This is a genomic window from [Clostridium] celerecrescens 18A (assembly GCF_002797975.1).
GTDB classification, from domain to species: Bacteria; Bacillota; Clostridia; order Lachnospirales; family Lachnospiraceae; genus Lacrimispora; species Lacrimispora celerecrescens.
In genome coordinates this window covers 3,052,801-3,072,302 of sequence record NZ_PGET01000001.1, presented here as the reverse complement: position 1 = coordinate 3,072,302, position 19,502 = coordinate 3,052,801, and the positions used below count along the sequence as shown (strand labels likewise).

At 46.1% G+C, this 19,502-nt stretch carries 13 protein-coding genes and 1 riboswitch; of the genes, 11 read left to right on the top strand and 2 right to left on the bottom strand.

Going from position 1 to position 19,502, the window contains the following annotated elements:
• Positions 1-160: 160 nt before the first annotated feature.
• The 11 genes from addB (at position 161) to xdhC (ending at position 17,930) form a co-directional block, all read left to right on the top strand.
• Positions 161-3,622 (top strand): helicase-exonuclease AddAB subunit AddB, encoded by a 3,462-nt coding sequence (addB, locus tag H171_RS14105; protein ID WP_100307533.1) that lies wholly within the window; start codon positions 161-163, stop codon positions 3,620-3,622.
• The gene (gene addA / locus H171_RS14100; protein WP_100305719.1) at positions 3,612-7,301 is read left to right on the top strand and encodes a helicase-exonuclease AddAB subunit AddA; all 3,690 of its coding nucleotides are present in this window, start codon (positions 3,612-3,614) and stop codon (positions 7,299-7,301) included. Before addB ends, addA begins: the two co-directional genes overlap by 11 nt.
• An 82-nt stretch (positions 7,302-7,383) precedes the next feature.
• The gene (gene selD / locus H171_RS14095; protein WP_100305718.1) at positions 7,384-8,430 is read left to right on the top strand and encodes a selenide, water dikinase SelD; all 1,047 of its coding nucleotides are present in this window, start codon (positions 7,384-7,386) and stop codon (positions 8,428-8,430) included.
• A gap of 4 nt (positions 8,431-8,434) precedes the next feature.
• A complete protein-coding gene (locus tag H171_RS14090; protein ID WP_100305717.1) occupies positions 8,435-9,577 on the top strand; it encodes an aminotransferase class V-fold PLP-dependent enzyme in 1,143 nt (380 codons plus the stop codon).
• Complete coding sequence (locus H171_RS14085; protein WP_100305716.1) at positions 9,574-10,479, top strand: selenium metabolism-associated LysR family transcriptional regulator; 906 nt, start codon at positions 9,574-9,576, stop codon at positions 10,477-10,479. The genes H171_RS14090 and H171_RS14085 overlap by 4 nt, the downstream gene beginning before the upstream one ends.
• A gap of 64 nt (positions 10,480-10,543) precedes the next feature.
• A complete protein-coding gene (locus tag H171_RS14080) occupies positions 10,544-10,780 on the top strand; it encodes a DUF3343 domain-containing protein (protein ID WP_100305715.1) in 237 nt (78 codons plus the stop codon).
• 267 nt (positions 10,781-11,047) lie between these two features.
• Positions 11,048-11,143, top strand: a riboswitch (purine riboswitch).
• A 150-nt stretch (positions 11,144-11,293) separates the two neighbouring features.
• On the top strand, positions 11,294-12,574 hold the full coding sequence (locus H171_RS14075) for an amidohydrolase family protein (RefSeq protein WP_100305714.1): 1,281 nt from the start codon (positions 11,294-11,296) through the stop codon (positions 12,572-12,574).
• Positions 12,575-12,654: 80 nt separating this feature from the next.
• Positions 12,655-14,049, top strand: coding sequence for an NCS2 family permease (locus H171_RS14070; protein WP_100305713.1), 1,395 nt, complete (start codon positions 12,655-12,657; stop codon positions 14,047-14,049).
• Between the two features lie 188 nt (positions 14,050-14,237).
• On the top strand, positions 14,238-16,520 hold the full coding sequence (xdhA, locus tag H171_RS14065; protein WP_100305712.1) for a xanthine dehydrogenase subunit XdhA: 2,283 nt from the start codon (positions 14,238-14,240) through the stop codon (positions 16,518-16,520).
• Positions 16,521-16,554: 34 nt separating this feature from the next.
• On the top strand, positions 16,555-17,436 hold the full coding sequence (xdhB, locus tag H171_RS14060; protein WP_100305711.1) for a xanthine dehydrogenase subunit XdhB: 882 nt from the start codon (positions 16,555-16,557) through the stop codon (positions 17,434-17,436).
• Entirely contained in the window at positions 17,436-17,930 is a 495-nt protein-coding gene (gene xdhC, locus H171_RS14055) for a xanthine dehydrogenase subunit XdhC (protein ID WP_100305710.1), read from the top strand. Before xdhB ends, xdhC begins: the two co-directional genes overlap by 1 nt.
• Before the next feature lie 80 nt (positions 17,931-18,010).
• Here the strand turns inward: xdhC and H171_RS14050 are convergent, their stop codons facing one another.
• Together H171_RS14050 and H171_RS14045 are read right to left on the bottom strand one after the other, a co-directional pair.
• Positions 18,011-18,475, bottom strand: coding sequence for a TspO/MBR family protein (locus H171_RS14050; RefSeq protein WP_100305709.1), 465 nt, complete (start codon positions 18,473-18,475; stop codon positions 18,011-18,013).
• 36 nt (positions 18,476-18,511) lie between these two features.
• Positions 18,512-19,408, bottom strand: coding sequence for an AraC family transcriptional regulator (locus tag H171_RS14045; RefSeq protein ID WP_100305708.1), 897 nt, complete (start codon positions 19,406-19,408; stop codon positions 18,512-18,514).
• Between the last annotated feature and the right edge of the window lie 94 nt (positions 19,409-19,502).

Sequence of the window (19,502 nt, the reverse complement as noted above, 5' to 3'; positions counted from 1 at the left end):
GGAGGAAATCTGTGTTAAGATGATAAACGAACACGAGTTTTGTTTTTCACATATAACAGGATGAAACACCCTGAGGTGCAAAAAACAGGAAACACCCTGCGGGTATCCCTTTATGCCCAAAAAACATGGAAAAAATTTAGGAAAGGAGACGAAAAATGTTATGTCCCTTCAATTGATATTGGGCGGATCTGGTTCCGGTAAGACTTTCCGCCTTTATACGGAATTGATCCGCCAGTCCATAGAGCAACCGGATACCCGGTATTTCGCCATTGTTCCGGAACAGTTCACCATGCAGACCCAGAAGGAGATCGTTTCCCTTCATCCAAACCACGGGGTCATGAATATTGATATCGTAAGTTTCAAACGTCTTGCTTACCGGGTATTTGAGGAGCTTGCCATTTCATGTCCCCAGATTCTTGACGATATGGGAAAATCCATGGTGCTGCGGAAGGTAGCTGCCAATAAGAAAAAGGACCTGGTCCTTTATAAAGAACATTTATCAAAGTCAGGGTTTATCTCCCAGCTAAAGTCTATGCTGTCAGAGCTTTACCAGTACGGCATAACACCGGATATGTTAAACAAGGAGATACCTGATACCATAAGTCCTATGCTTCGACAGAAGCTATCCGATATTTCTGTCATTTATCAGGGTTTTAAGGACTACATAAAGGATAAATATATTACCACGGAGGAGATCCTAGATGTGCTGTGCAGGATCCTTCCACGGTCAGAGCTGATTAAAAACAGCGTGATCACCCTTGATGGCTATACCGGTTTTACCCCGGTCCAGTACCGGATCCTGGAGCTGTTTCTCCGCTACAGCAAACGTGTCATTGTTACCGTGACCATAGACCCTGCCGAAAACATGAGCAGAAAGTCCGGTGTCCAGGAGTTATTTCACATGAGCCGCCAGATGATCTGGAAATTAAATGAACTGGCAAAAGAGACGGGGGCCGGAAAAGAGAAGGATATCCTTCTTAAAAACCATCCGGCTATCCGTTTCCAGAGAGAGGCCAGTGGAGAGAACCGGGAAGGACAGGGCTGCGGGGATAATTCCCTGGATTTTCTGGAACAAAATCTATACCGTTATAAAGGAAAGTCCTGCCGGGAGGGTTCCGGTTCCATACGTCTGGTTAAGGCTTTAAATCCAATGGAGGAAATCGCTTTTGTGATCCGCTCCATGGAAGAGGAGATCCGGGATCAGGGACTCCGTTACCGGGATATGGCGGTCATAACCGGGGATATTGGTGGCTATTCCAATGAAATCATACATCAGTTTCAGTTAAATGGGATCCCTTATTTTCTGGATAATAAAAAAAGCATTTTAAAAAATCCAATGGTAGAGTTAATCCGTGCTGCCATGGAAATCATTCAAAAGGATTTTTCCTATGAATCCGTATTTCGTTATTTGAGAACCGGCCTCATTGCGGCCAAAGAGGATGAGGAGAAAATGGACCGCCTGGAGAATTATGTCATTGCCATGGGAATCCGGGGATTTAAACGATGGAATGCCCAGTGGGAAGGCTGGTACCGTGGCGGCAAGGAGCTTAATCTGGAAGAATTAAATGGATTCCGTGAGGAGCTTATGGCGCCCTTAGGGCGCCTACGAGAGGCTTTTAGGAACCCGGATTCCACGGTGGCTTCCATGACTGGAGCCGTTGCTGCCCTTCTCATGGAGACAGGGATCGAAGAAAAGATGCTGATCTCCACGGAAAAGTTCCGGGAAATGGGGGATTTTACCCTTGCCATGGAGTACAGTCAGGTTTATGGGCTGGTCATGGACTTATTTGACCGCCTGGCGGGGCTTTTAGGTGAAGAGCATGTAAGCCGCAGAGAGTATGGGGAAATTCTGGACGCCGGCTTTTCGGAGATCCAGGTGGGCATGATTCCAGCTACTGTAGACCGGGTCGTGGTGGGAGATATCACCAGAACCAGGCTGGATCATATTAAGGTATTGTTTTTTGTAGGGGTCAATGACGGGATCGTACCGGTGAAAAAGGAAAAAAGCAGCCTGTTTACGGACCGGGAAAGAGAATTTCTTGGAACTCATGATATGGAGCTTGCGCCTACTGCCAGGGAAGAGGGATTCCGGCAAAGATTTTATCTTTACCTGGCTCTTACAAAACCGGAAAAACGGTTGGTTTTATCCTATGCAGCCATGGATGGCAGCGGGAAAAGCCTGCGCCCTTCCACTCTGATAGGCGAACTGAAAAGACTGTTTCCTGGTCTTTCGGAAGTTTCCCCAATAAGGACGGCTGTTCCTCTGTCTATGAGAGAGGCAAAGGACCGGCTTGCAGCCGGACTCCGCGAATTCGGAAACAAAGGCGAAGACGGGGAGCTATTGGAACTTTTTAAGGCCTTTCTTTTATCAGAGGACCATAGGGAGGAAGGAAAGAGGCTGGCAGAGGCTGCTTTCTGTTCCTATGAACAGAGGGGAATCGGAAAAGCGGCGGCAAAGGCTCTCTACGGTTCCGTCATAAGCGGAAGTGTAACGAGGATGGAACAATACGCTTCCTGTGCCTATGCCCACTTCTTAAATTATGGGCTGGAGTTAATGGAGAGGCAGGAATATGAGCTGGCAGCCATGGATATCGGTAACCTGTTTCACGATTCCATTGACTTATGGTTTCAGCGCATGAAAGAAGAGGGAAGGGATTTTAAGACCCTGACCGAGGAAGAGAGGAAAAGCCTGGTCCATGAATGTGTGACGAAGGTGACTGAGGAATATGGGAATACCATCTTAAAAAGTTCTGCAAGAAACGCCTATCTGGCAGGCAAGGTGGAACGGATTACGGACCGTACGGTGTGGGCTCTTTCCGAACAGCTGAAAAAAGGGGATTTTGTTCCGGTGGGATTTGAGGTTTCCTTTTCTGCTGCCGATCAGTTAAAGGCCATGAGGATTCCTCTTTCAAAGGAGGAGGCCATTCATTTAAGAGGCAGGATCGACCGTATGGATTTATGTGAGGATGAAGATGCAGTCTATGTGAAGATCATTGATTACAAGTCAGGAAGCACAGCATTTGATTTAACGGCCCTGTATTACGGCCTTCAGCTACAATTGGTGGTCTATATGGATGCAGCTTTGGAGATGGAGGAGCGGAAAAAGCCGGACAAGCCTGTGGTTCCTGCCGGAATCTTTTACTATAACATCAACGACCCTGTCATTGAAAGGGAAGGGGAAATGACGGCTGAAGAGATAGACGGAAAGATACTGAAACAGCTTCGCATGAACGGCCTGGTCAACAGTGATTTAGACGCCATCTCTCACCTGGATCATGAGATCGAAACGGAATCCGACGTAATTCCTGTTGCCATGAAAAATGGGATCATTCAGGAAGCCAGGTCATCGGTAGCAGGCGGCAATCGTTTTTCTGCACTCAGGCAGTTTGTGCGGGAAAAATTAACGTCAGAAGGAAGAGAGATCCTTGACGGCGTCATCGATGTAAATCCCTACAAGCAGGGGAACCGCAGCGCCTGTGATTACTGCCCCTACCATGCGGTCTGCGGATTTGACTTAAAGACGGCCGGATATGGTTTCCGGAAATTTAAAGCCTTAAAATCCGAAGAAATATGGCCGGTCATTGAAGGAGAAGATGAGGAAGGAGAGTCAAATGGCGATTAGCTGGACAGAGGAACAAAAGGCCGTCATAGAGAGCAGAAACAGAAATCTCCTGGTATCGGCGGCGGCAGGAAGCGGTAAGACGGCCGTATTGGTAGAACGGATTATCCGTATGATCACGGAAGGAGAAGCTCCTTTAAGGATCGATCAGCTCCTGGTCATGACCTTTACAAAGGCGGCTGCCGATGAAATGCGGGAACGGGTGTTAAAGGCCGTAGATGAAAAGCTTATGGAGAATCCGGACAGCTCCCATTTACAGATGCAGGCAGCCATGATCCCCTATGCCCAGATCACCACCATTGACAGTTTCTGTCTGGGTCTTATTAAAGATCATTATAATAAGCTGGATATTGACCCTGCCTTCCGGGTGGGGGATGAGGGAGAGCTTATCCTTTTACGGGCTGATGTGATGAAGGAGATGCTGGAAGAGTATTACGAGAAGGCAGATCCCTTATTTGAGAAATTCGTGGAAACCTATGCTACAGGAAAGTCTGATAAGGGAATTGAAAACTATATTATGCAGGTGTTTACCTTCTCCCAGAGCAATCCCTGGCCCATTGAGTGGCTAGACCAGTGCAGAAAAGAACTTGAAACCTCTGATATGGATCAGATCATGGATACGGGCTGGATGAAATTTTTAATGAAGGATGCCGGGCTTCAGCTTTCGGAATTAAAATTTCAGGTGGAAAAGGCCATGGAGGTCTGTGAAGAAGAGAACGGGCCGGAGGCCTATCTGCCTATGCTGGCTAATGACCTCCAGCTGCTGGACCGCTTAAGTCTTGCCGAGGATTATGAGGCGTTTAATGAGCAGTTAAAAAAGGCCTCCTTTGACCGTCTGGCTTCTATTCGGAGCAAGGATATTGATGCAGGGAAGAAGGCATTTGTAACGGGAATCCGTGACCGGGTGAAAAAGGCGGTGGGAAAGCTTCTTGATTTATACTGCTTTGAATCGCCGGAGGAGGTTCTTTCCGATATCAGGGGAACCAGGGATGCGGTGACGACCCTGCTTCATCTGGCAGGAGAATATGCCCGCAGGTACCAGGAAAAGAAACGGGAAAAGAACCTGGTGGATTTTAATGACTTGGAGCATTATGCTTTGGAGATACTATTGACAAGAGAAGAGGGTAAGACGGCGGCCACTGAGGTGGCAGATGAGCTCAGCAGGCAGTTCGAGGAAATTCTGGTGGATGAATACCAGGACAGCAATGATGTCCAGGAAGCCCTGATCGGCAGTATTTCCAGAGAGCGGTTTGGAACTCCCAACGTATTTATGGTTGGGGATGTGAAGCAGAGCATCTACCAGTTCCGTCTGGCAAGGCCCCAGCTGTTTTTAGAGAAGTATGATTCCTACTCGAAAGAGGAAGGAAACTACCAGAAAATCGAGCTGCACCAGAATTTCCGAAGCAGGGCTGAAGTCCTTAGGAGCATTAATGAGGTATTCTACCAGATCATGACTAAGAATTTGGGGAATATACAGTATACAAAGGACGCAGCACTCCATCCGGGAGCGGAATTTCCTGAGGAAGAGGGCCGTGCAGGAGAGAAAACAGAATTTCTCATGATCCATGGGTCAGGGAATTTATTAAAGCAGCTTGATGACGATGCCGTGGATTATACCAGCCGGGAGATGGAGGCAAAGGTCATTGCAGGGAAGATCAAAGAGCTTACGGATCCGGTAAACGGTCTTTTGATCTGGGATAAAAGGTTTGGAGGAAAGGGAGGATACCGCATCGCAGGATATGGAGATGTGGTGATCCTGCTAAGATCTTTAAGCGGATGGGCGGAAGACTTTGTAAACGTCCTGATGAATGAAGGGATTCCGGCCTATGCAGAACGGAAAACCGGATATTTCACCGCTCCTGAGGTGGAAACCATTCTTTCCATGCTGAATATCATTGACAACCCCATGCAGGATATCCCTCTGGCTGCAGTATTAAAGTCCCCCATTGGCAGGGTAACGGATGAAGAAATGGCTCATTTGATGGCTGTCTGGAAAAAGACGGCTAAAAAAGGCCAGGACAGGGGATTATATGGAGCATGGCAGCATTACAGAAAGGAATATGGGGAGTTGGATGATCCGGAATATCCGGGACTATTTCATAAGCTGGAGACTTTTTTTGAACTCCTTTCCCTTTACAGGGAAAAGTCAACCTATCTTTCCATTCATGAACTGCTTTATGATCTGTATGAAGGAACCGGATACTATGATTATATTTCCGCCATGCCGGCAGGAGAAGTCCGGAGGGCCAACCTTGCCATGCTGGTGGAAAAGGCGTCTGCCTATGAGAGGACCAGCTATACCGGATTGTTCCATTTTATCCGTTATATTGAAAATTTGAAAAAATACGATACGGATTTTGGGGAGGCTTCCCTGGCCGGGGAGGAGAACACGGTCCGGGTTATGAGCATCCATAAGAGCAAGGGGCTGGAATTTCCGGTGGTATTTCTGGCAGGTATGGCGAAAAAGTTTAATAAACAGGATTCCTATGGAAAGATCCTCATTGATCCGGACTTAGGGATAGGAACTGACCATCTGGACCTTGAACGGCGTGTCAAGGCGCCTACCTTAAAAAAACATGTCCTGGGCCGAAAAATGAACCTTGGAGCCATGGGGGAGGAGCTTCGCGTGCTCTACGTGGCTATGACAAGGGCAAAAGAAAAGCTTATCATGACCGGACTTGACCGGTATCTGGACAAAAAGCTGGAACGTTTTGCCGATATTATAAGAGTAGATGGCCAGATCCCCTTTACCATTCTTGGTTCCGCAGATTCCTACCTGGACTGGATGCTCATGAGCCTGTCGGGAAAATATTCCCCTTCCCAAATCCTGGGGGAGGAAGGAGCAGACACCGGGAATCTGATTTTAAAGGAATTATCGGTTTCCGGTCTGGTAGGAGAAGAGATAGAACGGCAGGCTGAAAAAAAGCTGACAAAGGACGCTCTCCTTTCCCTTGATACGGTCAGGGTTTATGATCAGGAGTTTGCGAAAGACCTAAGGGCTGCTTTTGATTACCGGTATCCCCATGAGGCGGATACCAGGCTTCATACCAAGCTGACTGTATCCGAGTTAAAAAAACAGGGTCAGTTTACGGATGAAGAGGAAAGTGAGTTTCTTCCTACGATTCCTTCATTCTTAAAGGAAGAGGGAAAGGAGGAACTCCCGAAAGGTGCATTTCGGGGAACTGCCTATCACAGGGCTCTGGAGCTTTTGGACTTTGGAAAGGTAAGGACAAGGGAAGACCTTCATCATGCCCTGGAAGGATTCCGCAGGGATCAGCGGATGGATGAAGAAAGCCTTTCCCTTTTGTCAGAGGATATGCTTCTGTCCTTTTTAAATTCTTCTCTGGGAAACCGGCTGGCTGCAGCCCAGTTGTCAGGCCGCTTAAAAAAAGAACAGCAGTTTGTAGTTGGAATTCCTGCCCGGGATATGGATGCAGGGGATTCCGATGAGCGGATCCTCATCCAGGGAATCATAGATGCCTATATGGAAGAAGAGGGAGGCCTGGTTCTGGTGGATTATAAGACGGATCATATCGGTCCGGGAGAAGAGAACGTGCTGGTAGGGCGGTATCAGATGCAGATGGATTATTATGAGCGGGCGTTGGAACAGATGACAGGAAAAAGGGTAAAAGAAAAAATTATTTATTCCATGACTCTGAAAAAGGAAATCCCTTTGGCTTAAATGCTCAGGAGGGTTGATAAAAAACGACAATATGTTAAAATAATGATAGAAAATATCTATAAATACAAGGAGAAGAACAGGTATGATACCAGATCAAGAAGTGAGACTTACCCAAATGACGAAAACTGCTGGCTGTGCTGCTAAAATCGGCCCTGGAACCCTAGCCGGGATTTTAGAGAACCTGCCAAAATTTAAGGATCCAAATCTGTTGGTGGGGATTGAAACCTCTGATGACGGTGCCATTTACAAGGTGAACGAGGAGACAGCATTGATCCAGACCCTTGATTTTTTCACCCCTGTGGTGGATGATCCTTATACCTTTGGCCAGATTGCGGCCGCCAATGCACTAAGCGATATTTACGCCATGGGTGGAGAACCAAAAGTGGCTCTAAATATTGTGGCATGGCCAAACTGCGTCAATCCTGCCCTTTTGGGAAAGATTTTAGAAGGCGGAGCATCAAAGGTTCTTGAGGCAGGAGCCGTGCTGGCAGGCGGACATTCCATTCAGGATGACGAACCCAAATACGGATTAAGTGTCACCGGGTTTGTTCATCCGGATAAGGTTTTTAAAAACTGTGAAGCCAGGCCGGGAGATATTCTCATTCTGACAAAGCCCTTGGGAACCGGGATCGTTAACACGGCAGTCAAGGCGGATATGGCATCAGAAGAGGCGAAGCAGGAAGTGATCCGTGTCATGACCTCCTTAAACAGGAAGGCAAAGCAGGTGATTGAGCATTATGAAGTTCATAGCTGCACCGATATTACAGGCTTTGGCCTTGCAGGCCATGCTGTCGAGATGGCAGAGGGCAGCGGGGTCACGATTGAAATTTCCGTGAAAGACTTACCCATACAGACGGAAGCAAAAAGCCTTGCCCAGATGGGACTTATTCCGGAAGGGGCTTACCGGAACCGTTCCTATACAGAGGATAAGCTGGATTTTGGAGAGACAGAGGAATATATCCGTGATATTTTTTGTGATCCCCAGACTTCAGGAGGACTATTGATCAGCGTTTCTCCTGAGGATGCAAATAACATTATGAAGGATTTAAATGAGGCACAAATGGAGACCGCCTATGGCATCATCGGGCGGGTTGTGGAACAAGAAGGAAAATCAGTAAAGTTGAGGTAGAGCCATGATTTATCTGGATAATGCGGCAACTTCCTGCCGGAAGCCGGAGGAAGTGATAAAGGCGGTGGCTGACGCCATGGTGTCTCTTGGGAATTCCGGCCGTGGAGCCCATGGTGCGTCACTTGATGCATCCCGCCTGATTTTCGATACCCGCAGGCTCATTGCGGAACTTTTTCACGCAGGAGATCCTTCCAGGGTAGCCTTTACAGCCAATTCCACCGTCAGCTTAAATATAGCCATCCAGGGCCTGTTTAAACCGGGTGATCATGTGATCACCACCATGATGGAACATAATTCCGTGCTGCGCCCTTTGTACCGTATGGAAGAGCAGGGGACAGAGCTTACCATCCTTCCCGCAGATCAAAAGGGGAAGATTTGGTATGAGGATATTGAGAAGGAAATAAAGCAGAATACAAAGGCAGTGGTCTGTACCCATGCCTCCAACTTAACTGGAAATATAAACGACCTGGAAATCATTGGAAGCATCTGTAAAAAGAACGGACTCCTCCTGGTGGTGGATGCTTCCCAGACAGCCGGAGTGTTTGACATTGATATGGAGAAAATGGGGATCGACGTTCTGTGCTTTACCGGACATAAGGGACTATTAGGACCTCAGGGGACCGGAGGAATCTGTGTCCGCCAGGGAGTTGCCATACGTCCTTTTATGGTGGGAGGAAGCGGAGTGAAAAGCTATTTAAAGACTCAGCCGGAGGAGATGCCGGAGGTTTTGGAAGCGGGAACCTTAAACGGCCACGGGCTTGCAGGTCTTCACGCGGCTCTTTTGTATCTTGAGAGAACAGGAATCGAATCCATCCGGGAGAGAGAGCTTTTTCTTATGAGACGATTCTATGAAGGGGTAAAGGATATCCCGGGAGTGAAAGTATATGGGGATTTTTCGAAAAAAAATCTTCTTTGCCGTGCCCCTGTGGTGGCTCTCAACATAGGGGATTACGATTCCGGAGAAGTGGCTGACGAGCTGGCTTGTTCCTATGGAATCTATACCAGGGCGGGGGCCCACTGTGCCCCTCTTATGCACCAGGCCCTTGGAACGGTGGAGCAGGGAGCCGTGCGTTTTTCCATGTCCCACTATAATAAGGAAGAGGAGATTGACGAAGCCATTCTTGCTGTGAGGGAACTGAGCCTATGAATTTAAAACAATTGGAAGCGTTTGTATGCGTAGCGGAAGGAAAAAGCTTTTCTGCAGCTGCCAAGAAACTTTATTTGACCCAGCCTACGGTAAGTTCCCACATCAGCTCTTTGGAAAAGGAATTGGGAGTCCGGCTGTTTGTCCGCACAACTAAGGATGTGGAGCTGTCCAGTGAGGGAGAGCTGCTTTATGATAATGCAAGGCGGATGCTGCAGCTGGAAAAAAATATTCTGAGGGATTTCACACAGAAGGACTTAAAAGCGGCCAACAAAATCATAGTGGGCGCTTCCACAGTGCCCGGTCAATATATTCTGCCTCAGATTCTTTCCCTGTTTTCCAGAACCTATCCGGGAAATCAGCTGGAGCTAAGGGAAGCGGACAGCATGGAAGTGGTCCGGTTGGTTCAGGATGGTCAGGTGGAAATTGGCTTTACAGGAACCACAGGCTCTGACCCCACCTGTGTATTTGAACCTTTTTATCATGACCGTCTGGTGATTATTACTCCCAATAATGACAAATACCGCCAATTTGAGAAAACCGGGTTTTCCATAGAACAGCTTTATGAGGAGCGGTGGATCGTCCGGGAAGAAGGCTCCGGCACACGAAAAGAAGCGGAACGCTATTTACAGGATATGGGAGTAGAGTTAAACCGTCTGGAAATTGTGGCAACCATCAGCAATCAGGAAACCATTAAAAAATCAGTGGAAGCAGCAATGGGCATTTCCATCATATCCGGAGCTGCTGTGGAGGATTATGTAGAGCAGGGCTCCCTGCTTCGGTTTTCTCTTGGAGACCAGGAAGTTTACCGGAAATTGTATATGGTATGGAGTAAAAATCACAAGCCTGGTAAGGCGGCCAGATTATTCATACGTTTTGTCCGGGAACTTTATGCGTATTTATAGAATCTTCCTATAGCCTGAATAACCGATGAAACAGGTATGATTAATGCAGCGCAGGTAAGAGATTATGAGAAAAAAAGAACAGAAAATTGTGATTACTTTCCATACAACGGCGGAGGCCATCGCCATGGAGTCCCAATGCCAAAAGGAGGGAATACCGGGACGGCTCATTCCGGTACCCAGACAGATTTCTTCCGGATGCGGACTTTCCTGGGCTATGCCAACTGACTGGGATGGAGAGATAGGAAAATGGATGGAGTCAAAGGGACTTTGCTGGGACAAGTTCGGGGAATATTTGATCTGATTGTTTCTACGAAATACGTTAAAATTTTTAAAACGAAAAGAGTCAAAAAGGAGGGGCTGCGGTTGCTTCTTTTTGATTCTTTTTTTTAAAGTTTGCAGCAAAAATAGTAACTTATAGAAAAAATCTATGAATTATTAACCGACAATTATTGGTTGAGCTTGGAAGAATACTACTAATTTATGACAAATGTACAAAAATAAAATTAGTATTGACAAATAGTTGTACAATATGATATAGTCTACCTGTCACAAATTACAGGATTTTTTAGTATCAGTATTCAAAGGAACTTATATATGCTCATAATTGGTTGAGCGTCTCTACCAACTACCGTAATAGTTGCCTATAAGTTTCCACGCCACATTAAACTCGGTTTTTTTGTTGTGTTTTATGATGCGCGTGTGAACAAATAGAAATAGCGGTAGTTTTTTATTGCGTAAAAATTTCAGAATGTATGGAACGCCGCAATTTTGGCTGCCGTATTTTTGATTTTTCTGGTACGGAATAGGAGGTTCTATGACTGGTGGTAAAAATTTTGTTTTAAAAGGGAGTATTTGTTACAGTGAAGCTGACCGCTCGTTAAAGACGATGGAGCAGGGGTACTTGGTCTGTCAGGATGGGAAGTCGGCAGGAGTTTATAAGGAGCTTCCTGTGCAGTATGCAGAATATCCTTTGCAGGACTGGGGAGATATGCTTATTATACCCGGACTTGTGGATCTTCATATTCATGCGCCTCAGTTTGCCTTTCGTGGTTTAGGAATGGATCTGGAGCTTTTGGATTGGTTAAACACCAATACATTTCCGGAGGAAGCCAAGTATGCCGATCTGGAATATGCAAAAAAGGCATACGGAATTTTTGCAGAAGCCATGAAAAAAAGTGCTACTACAAGGGCTTGTATCTTTGGAACCATTCACAGGCCGGCTACAGAGCTTTTAATGGACCTGATGGAGGAAACCGGATTAAAGACCATGATCGGCAAGGTCAATATGGATCGTAATTCACCGGATTACTTACGGGAACAGGGAGCTAAAGAGTCGGAGCAGGAAACTCTTTGCTGGCTGGAGGAGACCGGATCCAAATATGAAAACGTAAAGCCTATCCTTACGCCACGGTTTATTCCGTCCTGTACCGATGATCTGATGGAACGGCTGGGAAGGTTGCAGAAGGAGTACGGGCTACCGGTTCAGTCCCATTTATCGGAGAACCAGGGGGAGGTCACATGGGTAAAGGAGCTTTGCCCGGCCTCTGAATTTTATGGAGATGCTTATGATCAGTTCGGCCTGTTCGGAGGAAACGGGAAGACCGTTATGGCTCATTGTGTATCCTCTTCCGAAGAGGAAATTGAATTAATAAAAGAGCGTGGGGTATATATCGCTCATTGCCCGCAGTCTAATACCAACTTATCTTCCGGGATCGCTCCGGTCAGAACTTATCTGGACCGTGAGTTGAATGTAGGGCTTGGAACTGACGTGGCAGGAGGAAGCGGAGAATCCATTTTCCGCGCTATGGCAGATGCCATTCAGGTGTCAAAGCTTAGATGGAGGCTAAAGGATGAACGCTTAAAGCCGCTTACCGTGGAAGAGGCATTTTATTTAGGGACCTTAGGCGGAGGCTCTTTCTTTGGACAGGTGGGAAGCTTCCTGGAAGGTTACGAGTTCGATGCTCTGATTTTAGATGACAGCGGTTTGCCTCATCCTCAGGCTCTTAACTTAAAGGAGAGACTGGAACGGTTCATCTATCTGTCCGATGACAGACATTTAAAGGGGAAATATATTGGGGGGAATAGAATTTTTTAGCTTTCTTAATTAAAAAAGAACTGCATGGGGCAGATCTTAATACAGCAAAGAAAATATTCTAACTAACAAGGAGGTAAGGTATGGAATCACAAAAAAGCGGGGGATTCTTAGAAAGGGTATTTCATTTATCTGAGAATCATACGGATGCAAGGACCGAGATCGTAGCCGGCATTACCACATTTATGACTATGGCCTATATTCTGGCAGTCAATCCAAGCATCTTAAGTGCTGCGGGAATGGACAGTGGGGCTGTATTTACTGCTACTGCACTTGCATCTCTGTTTGCCACCCTTTTAATGGCAGGACTTGCAAATTATCCCTTCGTGCTGGCGCCAGGTATGGGACTTAATGCGTATTTTGCGTATACCGTAGTCCTTAACATGGGCTATACATGGGAGATGGCATTGGCAGCCGTATTCATTGAGGGTCTTATTTTCATCGCACTTTCACTGACCAACGTCCGCGAAGCGATTTTCAATGCAATTCCTACAAACTTAAAGCATGCAGTATCTGTTGGTATCGGTTTATTTATCGCATTCATCGGACTTCAGAATGCAAAGATCGTTGTGGATGGAGCAACTCTTGTAACAATGTTTTCCTTTAAAGGATCTCTGGCAGATGGTTCCTTCCATACTGTTGGCATTACCGTTTTATTAGCGATTATCGGCATTCTGGTAACAGCCGTGCTGGTAGTTAAAAATGTAAAGGGCAATATTTTGTGGGGAATTATCTTTACCTGGGTTTTAGGTATGATCTGCGAGGCTATCGGTTTATATCAGCCCAATGCAGAGCTTGGAATGTTCAGTGTTTTCCCTAATTTTTCCGCTGGTTTTGGTATTCCGGACATGAGTCCTACCTTTTTAAAGCTGGACTTTTCCAGAGTTATTTCCCTGGATTTCCTGGTAGTCATGTTTGCATTCTTGTTTGTTGATATGTTTGATACTCTGGGAACCCTGATCGGTGTAGCATCCAAGGCAGATATGCTGGATAAAGACGGAAAGCTTCCACAGATTAAGGGTGCATTAATGGCAGATGCCGTTGGTACAGCTGCAGGTGCATTATTCGGTACTTCCACAACTACTACCTTCGTTGAAAGTGCAGCTGGTGTTGCAGAAGGCGGCAGAACCGGTTTAACAGCAGTGGTTGCAGCCATCCTTTTTGGCTTATCCCTGTTCTTATCCCCGATTTTCTTAGCTATTCCGGCTTTTGCTACAGCCCCGGCTCTGGTAGTGGTAGGGTTCTTAATGCTGACTTCCGTTACCAAGGTTGATTTTGCAGATTTTACAGAAGCAATTCCATGCTATATCGCAATTATTGCCATGCCTTTTATGTACAGCATTTCTGAGGGAATTTCTATGGGAATCATCTCTTATGTTGTTATCAATGTAGTAACAGGCAGAGCAAAAGAAAAGAAAATCAGTACCCTTATGTATGTTTTAGCAGTATTATTTGTTCTAAAATATATATTAATATAAATAAAAAAACAACTGATAAAACAGTTTAATAAAATCAGAATAACCGGTCAAAATATACAGGGACTGGCGGCGACATCACTTTGATAAGCGTTTTGCGCTTTGAAAAAGTCTCGTCCCCGTCAGTCTTTATCATAAGGGAAGACCGAAAAACTGTTTACTCATCAGAATCAAAAATAGGAGGCTTAAATATGATAATCGGAAAAAGTGTTACCCGTGTCGACGCACTTGATAAGGTCACGGGAAGATCTAAGTACACCGATGATCTTTGTGAGAAAAATGCTTTGGTAGCTAAAATTTATCATTCAACCAAAGCCAATGGGGTTGTAACCTCCATTGATACCTCAGAAGCAGAGAAAATTCCGGGAGTGGTCAAGATAGTGACCTGCTTCGATGTACCTAAGATCTATTTCCCAACAGCAGGACATCCATGGTCAACAGATCCTAGTCATCAGGATGTGGCGGACCGGCTTCTTTTAACGGACCGGGTTCGTTTTTGCGGCGATGACGTGGCAGCAGTAATCGCAGAAAATGAAATAGCTGCAAAGCAGGCAATCGCGGCTTTAAAGGTGGAATATGAGGAATATCCCTTTGTTCTTGACGTCCAAGAAGCCATGGCAGAAGGAGCTCCCTGTCTTCATGAGAAATACCCGGGTAACGTATTGGGACATTCCAGCATCAGAAAAGGGAATCTGGAAGAGGCCATTAAAGAACCAGGGCTGATCAAAATTGACCAGTGGTATGACACTCCCGTTGTTCAGCACTGCCATATTGAAAACCATATCTGTTTTGCCAGCATGGAAAACGGAAAAATATCAGTAGTATCTTCTACCCAGATTCCTCATATCGTCCGGAGAGTCGTGGGGCAGGCCCTTGGAATTCCATGGGGTAGCGTCCGCATCATCAAACCTTATATAGGAGGCGGATTTGGAAATAAACAGGATGCGTTGTATGAGCCTCTTTGCGCCTATCTTTCAAAGGCCGTGGGAGGACGTCTTGTCAAGCTTGATGTGACCCGGGAGGAAACATTTGTAAGCAATCGTACAAGACACGCGATCCGCAGCCATATCATCAGCTGGGTGCGCCCTGACGGTACATTTGCCGCACGTAAACTGGAGTGCTTTTCCAATCAGGGAGCCTATGCTTCTCACGGACATGGAATTGCAGCTAAGGGCATGAATGCCTTCCCGCAGTTATATCCCTGCGAAAATATAGAATGTGATGCTTATACAGTATTCACCAATATGCCTGTGGCAGGCGCCATGCGTGGTTACGGAATCCCTCAGGCTATGTTCCCAGTAGAAAGCCAGACCGATGATATTGCTTTGGCTGTCGGCATGGATCCGGTGGAATTCCGCCGTAAAAATCTGATGCCCGTAGGCTATGTGGATGGCTTTTCTAAAAACGAAAACTATTATGACACCTTTAACCAATGTTTGGAAAAGGGAAAGGCATATATAGATTTTGACCGGAAAAGGAAGGAATACGAAAACCAGACCGGCCCTGTACGCAAGGGCGTTGGCTGCTCGGTATTCTGGTATAACACGGCGGTATGGCCCATCAGTCTGGAATCCGCGTCCTGCCGGATGGTTCTCAATCAGGATGGATCGGTACAGGTGCAGCTGGCGGAGACAGAGATCGGCCAGGGTGCTGATACGGCATTTGCCCAGATGACAGCAGCTACTCTGGGAATTCCTTTTGAAATGGTTCACGTAATTTCCTGCCAGGATACGGACATCACTCCTTTTGGTACTGGTTCCTATGCCTCAAGACAGACCTATGTAGGAGGCTTTGCCATAAAGCAGACGGCCCTCTTATTAAAAGAGAGGATATTAAAATATGCTTATGAGCTGACCCGGATGCCGTCCTTCAACCTGGATATCAAAGATGGAAAGATTGTGCGGACCACTGATGGAAGAGAACTTATGACCTTAGGTGAACTATCCACGGAGGCTCTTTACAGCCTGTCTCACAGCGAGCATTTGACCTCTGAGAGTACTTATCAGATAAAATCCAATGCCTATTCCTTTGGATGCTGCTTTGCCGAGGTAGAAGTGGATATTCCGATGTGTAAAGTGAAATTGGTTAATATCATCAATGTCCATGACTGCGGCCAGCTGATCAACCCGGCTCTTGCCGAGGCACAGGTTCATGGAGGAATGAGTATGGGAATCGGCTATGCTCTTTCAGAACAGCTTCTCATTGACGCAAAAACTGGAAAAACTTTAAACGACAATCTGCTTGATTATAAATTGTCTACTACCATGGACCATCCTCATCTGGAGGCCCAGTTCGTGGAAAATTATGAACCAACCAGTGCATTTGGAACTAAGTCTTTGGGTGAACCTCCGGCCTGTCCGGTGGCTCCGGCAATCCGTAATGCCATCTTAAATGCAACAGGCGTGAGCATGTACCAGATACCAATGACATCCCAGGCTTTATTTAAACGGTTCAAGGAAGAGGAACTATTCTGAACTGTAACAACTGAATAGTAAGGAGGAATGCTCTATGTATGATATGAAAGCATTATATGAAGCAAATACCGTAGAAGAGGCGGTAAAGCTGCGTATGGAACATCCGGAAGCACAGATCATAGCTGGCGGAAGCGATGTTTTAATACAGATGCGAGAAGGAAAACGTGCCGGTAAGGAATTGATCAGTATTTATATGATCGATGAAATGAGAGGCGTGAAACTTGACGAGGAAGAGGCCATACGCATAGGTTCTCTCACCAGTTTTTCCCATATTACAAAGGATCCGATCATCCAGGAATACATTAACGTTCTTGGAGAAGCAGTAGATATGGTTGGTGGTCCCCAGATAAGAAACATTGCAACGATCGGTGGAAACACCTGCAACGGTGTTACATCAGCCGATTCAGCATCTACGCTTTTTGCATGGGATGCAGTGATCGAGCTGACCGGTCCGGAAGGCATCCGTCGGATTCCTATCAGCGATTTCTATATAAAAGCAGGAACCGTGGATATTAGAGAGGGAGAACTCCAGACTGCGGTAATTATTCCAAAGAAAAGTTATGAAGGATATAAGGGCCATTATATCAAATACGCCAACAGAAACGCTATGGATATCGCCACCACTGGCTGTTCCGTAAATGTCAAGCTGTCAGAGGATAAAAAGACAATCGAAGACATCAGAATCGCTTTTGGAGTAGCAGGCCCGATTCCCATGCGCACAAAAAGCGCTGAACAATTGGCAAAAGGGCAGCCGGTATCCAAAGAACTGGCAGAAGCCTTCGGAAAAGAAATCCTTGAAGATATCAATCCTCGTGACAGCTGGCGGGCCTCAAAGGATTTCCGTAAGCACATCGCCGTGGAAATGGCAACCCGTTGTTTCATAGAATCAGTGAAACTTTCAGGAGGTGAGATCTAATGCCAGCACAATATAAGTTAGTAAAATGTACCATCAATGGAAAATACACAGAAACAATGGTGGATGTCCGGGCTTCCCTTACCGATTTGCTGCGGGATGATTACCGCCTGACTTCCGTAAAAAAAGGCTGTGAGGTAGGGGAATGCGGAGCCTGTAACGTGATCATAGATCATGAATGCTTCAATTCCTGCATCTATCTGGCTGTTTGGGCAGATGGAAAAAGTATCACAACCTTAGAAAGCCTTATGGGTCCAAATGGAGAGCTTTCCGACATCCAGCAGGCATTTATCGACGAGGCAGCGGTCCAGTGCGGATTCTGCACACCGGGATTTATTATGTCAGCGGTAGAAATTTTAGAAAGCGGAAAAGAGTACACCAGAGATGAGCTTAGAAAGCTGATGTCCGGCCATTTATGCCGGTGCACAGGCTATGAGAATATCCTGAATGCGGTAGAGAAAACCATGCTCCGCAGATTGGGTAAAATGCCATCCTAAATGAAGCTTAAATGGAACAATAAAAAAGGAGCAAGGCCAAAGCAACAGAAACGTTGCCGTAGCCTTGCTCCTTTTTTCATTCAATTAAGAAACATGCCCCCCAGGTTTAAGTACCCGGTAAATGTGATCCAAAGTAAATAAGGAACTTGTAAAACGGCTGCATCCGGATTGACAGTCCAGAAGGCAGATATCATTTTTACAACAGAGTACCAAAGGAAAAGGAGAATCAAAAATGCCAGCAGATAGTTTTTTAAGTTGAAAAACACCAGGCTCCGGAGGAAGTTCAGCAGCAGCTGGATTCCATATAGCCGGAGAGCCTCTCCCTTTCTGTGAGAAGGCGAGGAGGCGGCAAGATAGGAGCCGAACCCCATGAGGATATATAATGCGGTCCATATGATCGGAAGGAGCCATATAGGGGGAGAATAGGCAGGTTGATTTAAGGTTTTATATATGGACAAGCCGTTTCTCGTCAAAAATGCTGTTAAAGCCCCAACTCCTAAGGGAATAGCGGTAAAAGCAGATAATTTTATCTGGTTTTTATCCATATGGCTTCACCTGTCTATGATTTGATACTATCTTATTCAGCTGGAGGATGGAATATCCATATGCCGTCTGAATTCCCTGGGGGTTATTCCGAATTTTTCCTTGAAGATCCGGTTAAAATAGGACAGATTGTTAAACCCTGTATCCCCAGCAATGGTTAGTACCGAATCCTCAGAGGATAGAAGCAGTCTGGAAGCCATGGTTAAGCGGTAATCATTCAAGTAAGCGGTAAAAGGCATTCCCATAGTGTTCTTAAAAAATCTCATAAAATGAGACTGGCTCATGCCGCAGGCGTCGGATACTTCTTCTATGGAAAGCAGCCTGCTGTAATGCTGTTCCACATATTTAAGGATCTGCCTGGTCCGCTCCAACTCTTTTTTGGGGCGGGGAGGAGGAGAGGAAGAGGATGCTTCATTGCTCCAGAAAAGAAAAAACAGTTCCATTAATTTTCCTTTGATTAACAGCTCATAGCCCTCAGGGAATGTCTCTCGGACCTGATCGATCTGGTCTAAGCAGGAAGCGATTCCACTGTAAAAGGGAATATCTTTTGTCATGTGCACCGGAAGATTTTTCTGTCCACGGCTGATGGGGGAGAGATAGGATTCCCAACAGATATCTGGATGCCTGGAGCGCAGCAGATTTAAGTCAAAGATTATATTCTCATACTCCATGGTTTCCTGCTTCCACTTTTCGATGGTATGAAGCTTACCAGGGCTGACGACGATAATGTCACCTCCATGGACCTCATAGGGAACAAAATCCACCGATACCAGTCCTGTCCCTTTCTTTATATAGATGAATTCCATTTCATCGTGCCAGTGTAGTGGAACTTTGCTAAAATCCAGGGGGATGGTGCAGGGGTAAGTTAAGTAAGGAAAACCGGAAGGGTCCTGTTCCCTCTTTTCTTGATAGTTTTCGTACTGTATGATATTCATAAAACACCTGTTTTTCGAAATGGTTAAGTGGTTGATGATAGTATTGTATCATAATATGTCAGAATGCTGCAAGATAAACACCGCAAGGGATACT

Bases quoted from the DNA above. Each gene is read 5' to 3' on its own strand.
- H171_RS14070 (WP_100305713.1), top strand. From the start codon at position 12,655: ATGGAATCACAAAAAAGCGGGGGATTCTTAGAAAGGGTATTTCATTTA.
- H171_RS14085 (WP_100305716.1), top strand. From the start codon at position 9,574: ATGAATTTAAAACAATTGGAAGCGTTTGTATGCGTAGCGGAAGGAAAA.
- addB (WP_100307533.1), top strand. From the start codon at position 161: ATGTCCCTTCAATTGATATTGGGCGGATCTGGTTCCGGTAAGACTTTC.
- selD (WP_100305718.1), top strand. From the start codon at position 7,384: ATGATACCAGATCAAGAAGTGAGACTTACCCAAATGACGAAAACTGCT.
- H171_RS14090 (WP_100305717.1), top strand. From the start codon at position 8,435: ATGATTTATCTGGATAATGCGGCAACTTCCTGCCGGAAGCCGGAGGAA.
- xdhB (WP_100305711.1), top strand. From the start codon at position 16,555: ATGTATGATATGAAAGCATTATATGAAGCAAATACCGTAGAAGAGGCG.
- H171_RS14050 (WP_100305709.1), bottom strand. From the start codon at position 18,475: ATGGATAAAAACCAGATAAAATTATCTGCTTTTACCGCTATTCCCTTA.
- xdhC (WP_100305710.1), top strand. From the start codon at position 17,436: ATGCCAGCACAATATAAGTTAGTAAAATGTACCATCAATGGAAAATAC.
- xdhA (WP_100305712.1), top strand. From the start codon at position 14,238: ATGATAATCGGAAAAAGTGTTACCCGTGTCGACGCACTTGATAAGGTC.
- H171_RS14080 (WP_100305715.1), top strand. From the start codon at position 10,544: ATGAGAAAAAAAGAACAGAAAATTGTGATTACTTTCCATACAACGGCG.
- addA (WP_100305719.1), top strand. From the start codon at position 3,612: ATGGCGATTAGCTGGACAGAGGAACAAAAGGCCGTCATAGAGAGCAGA.
- H171_RS14045 (WP_100305708.1), bottom strand. From the start codon at position 19,408: ATGAATATCATACAGTACGAAAACTATCAAGAAAAGAGGGAACAGGAC.
- H171_RS14075 (WP_100305714.1), top strand. From the start codon at position 11,294: ATGACTGGTGGTAAAAATTTTGTTTTAAAAGGGAGTATTTGTTACAGT.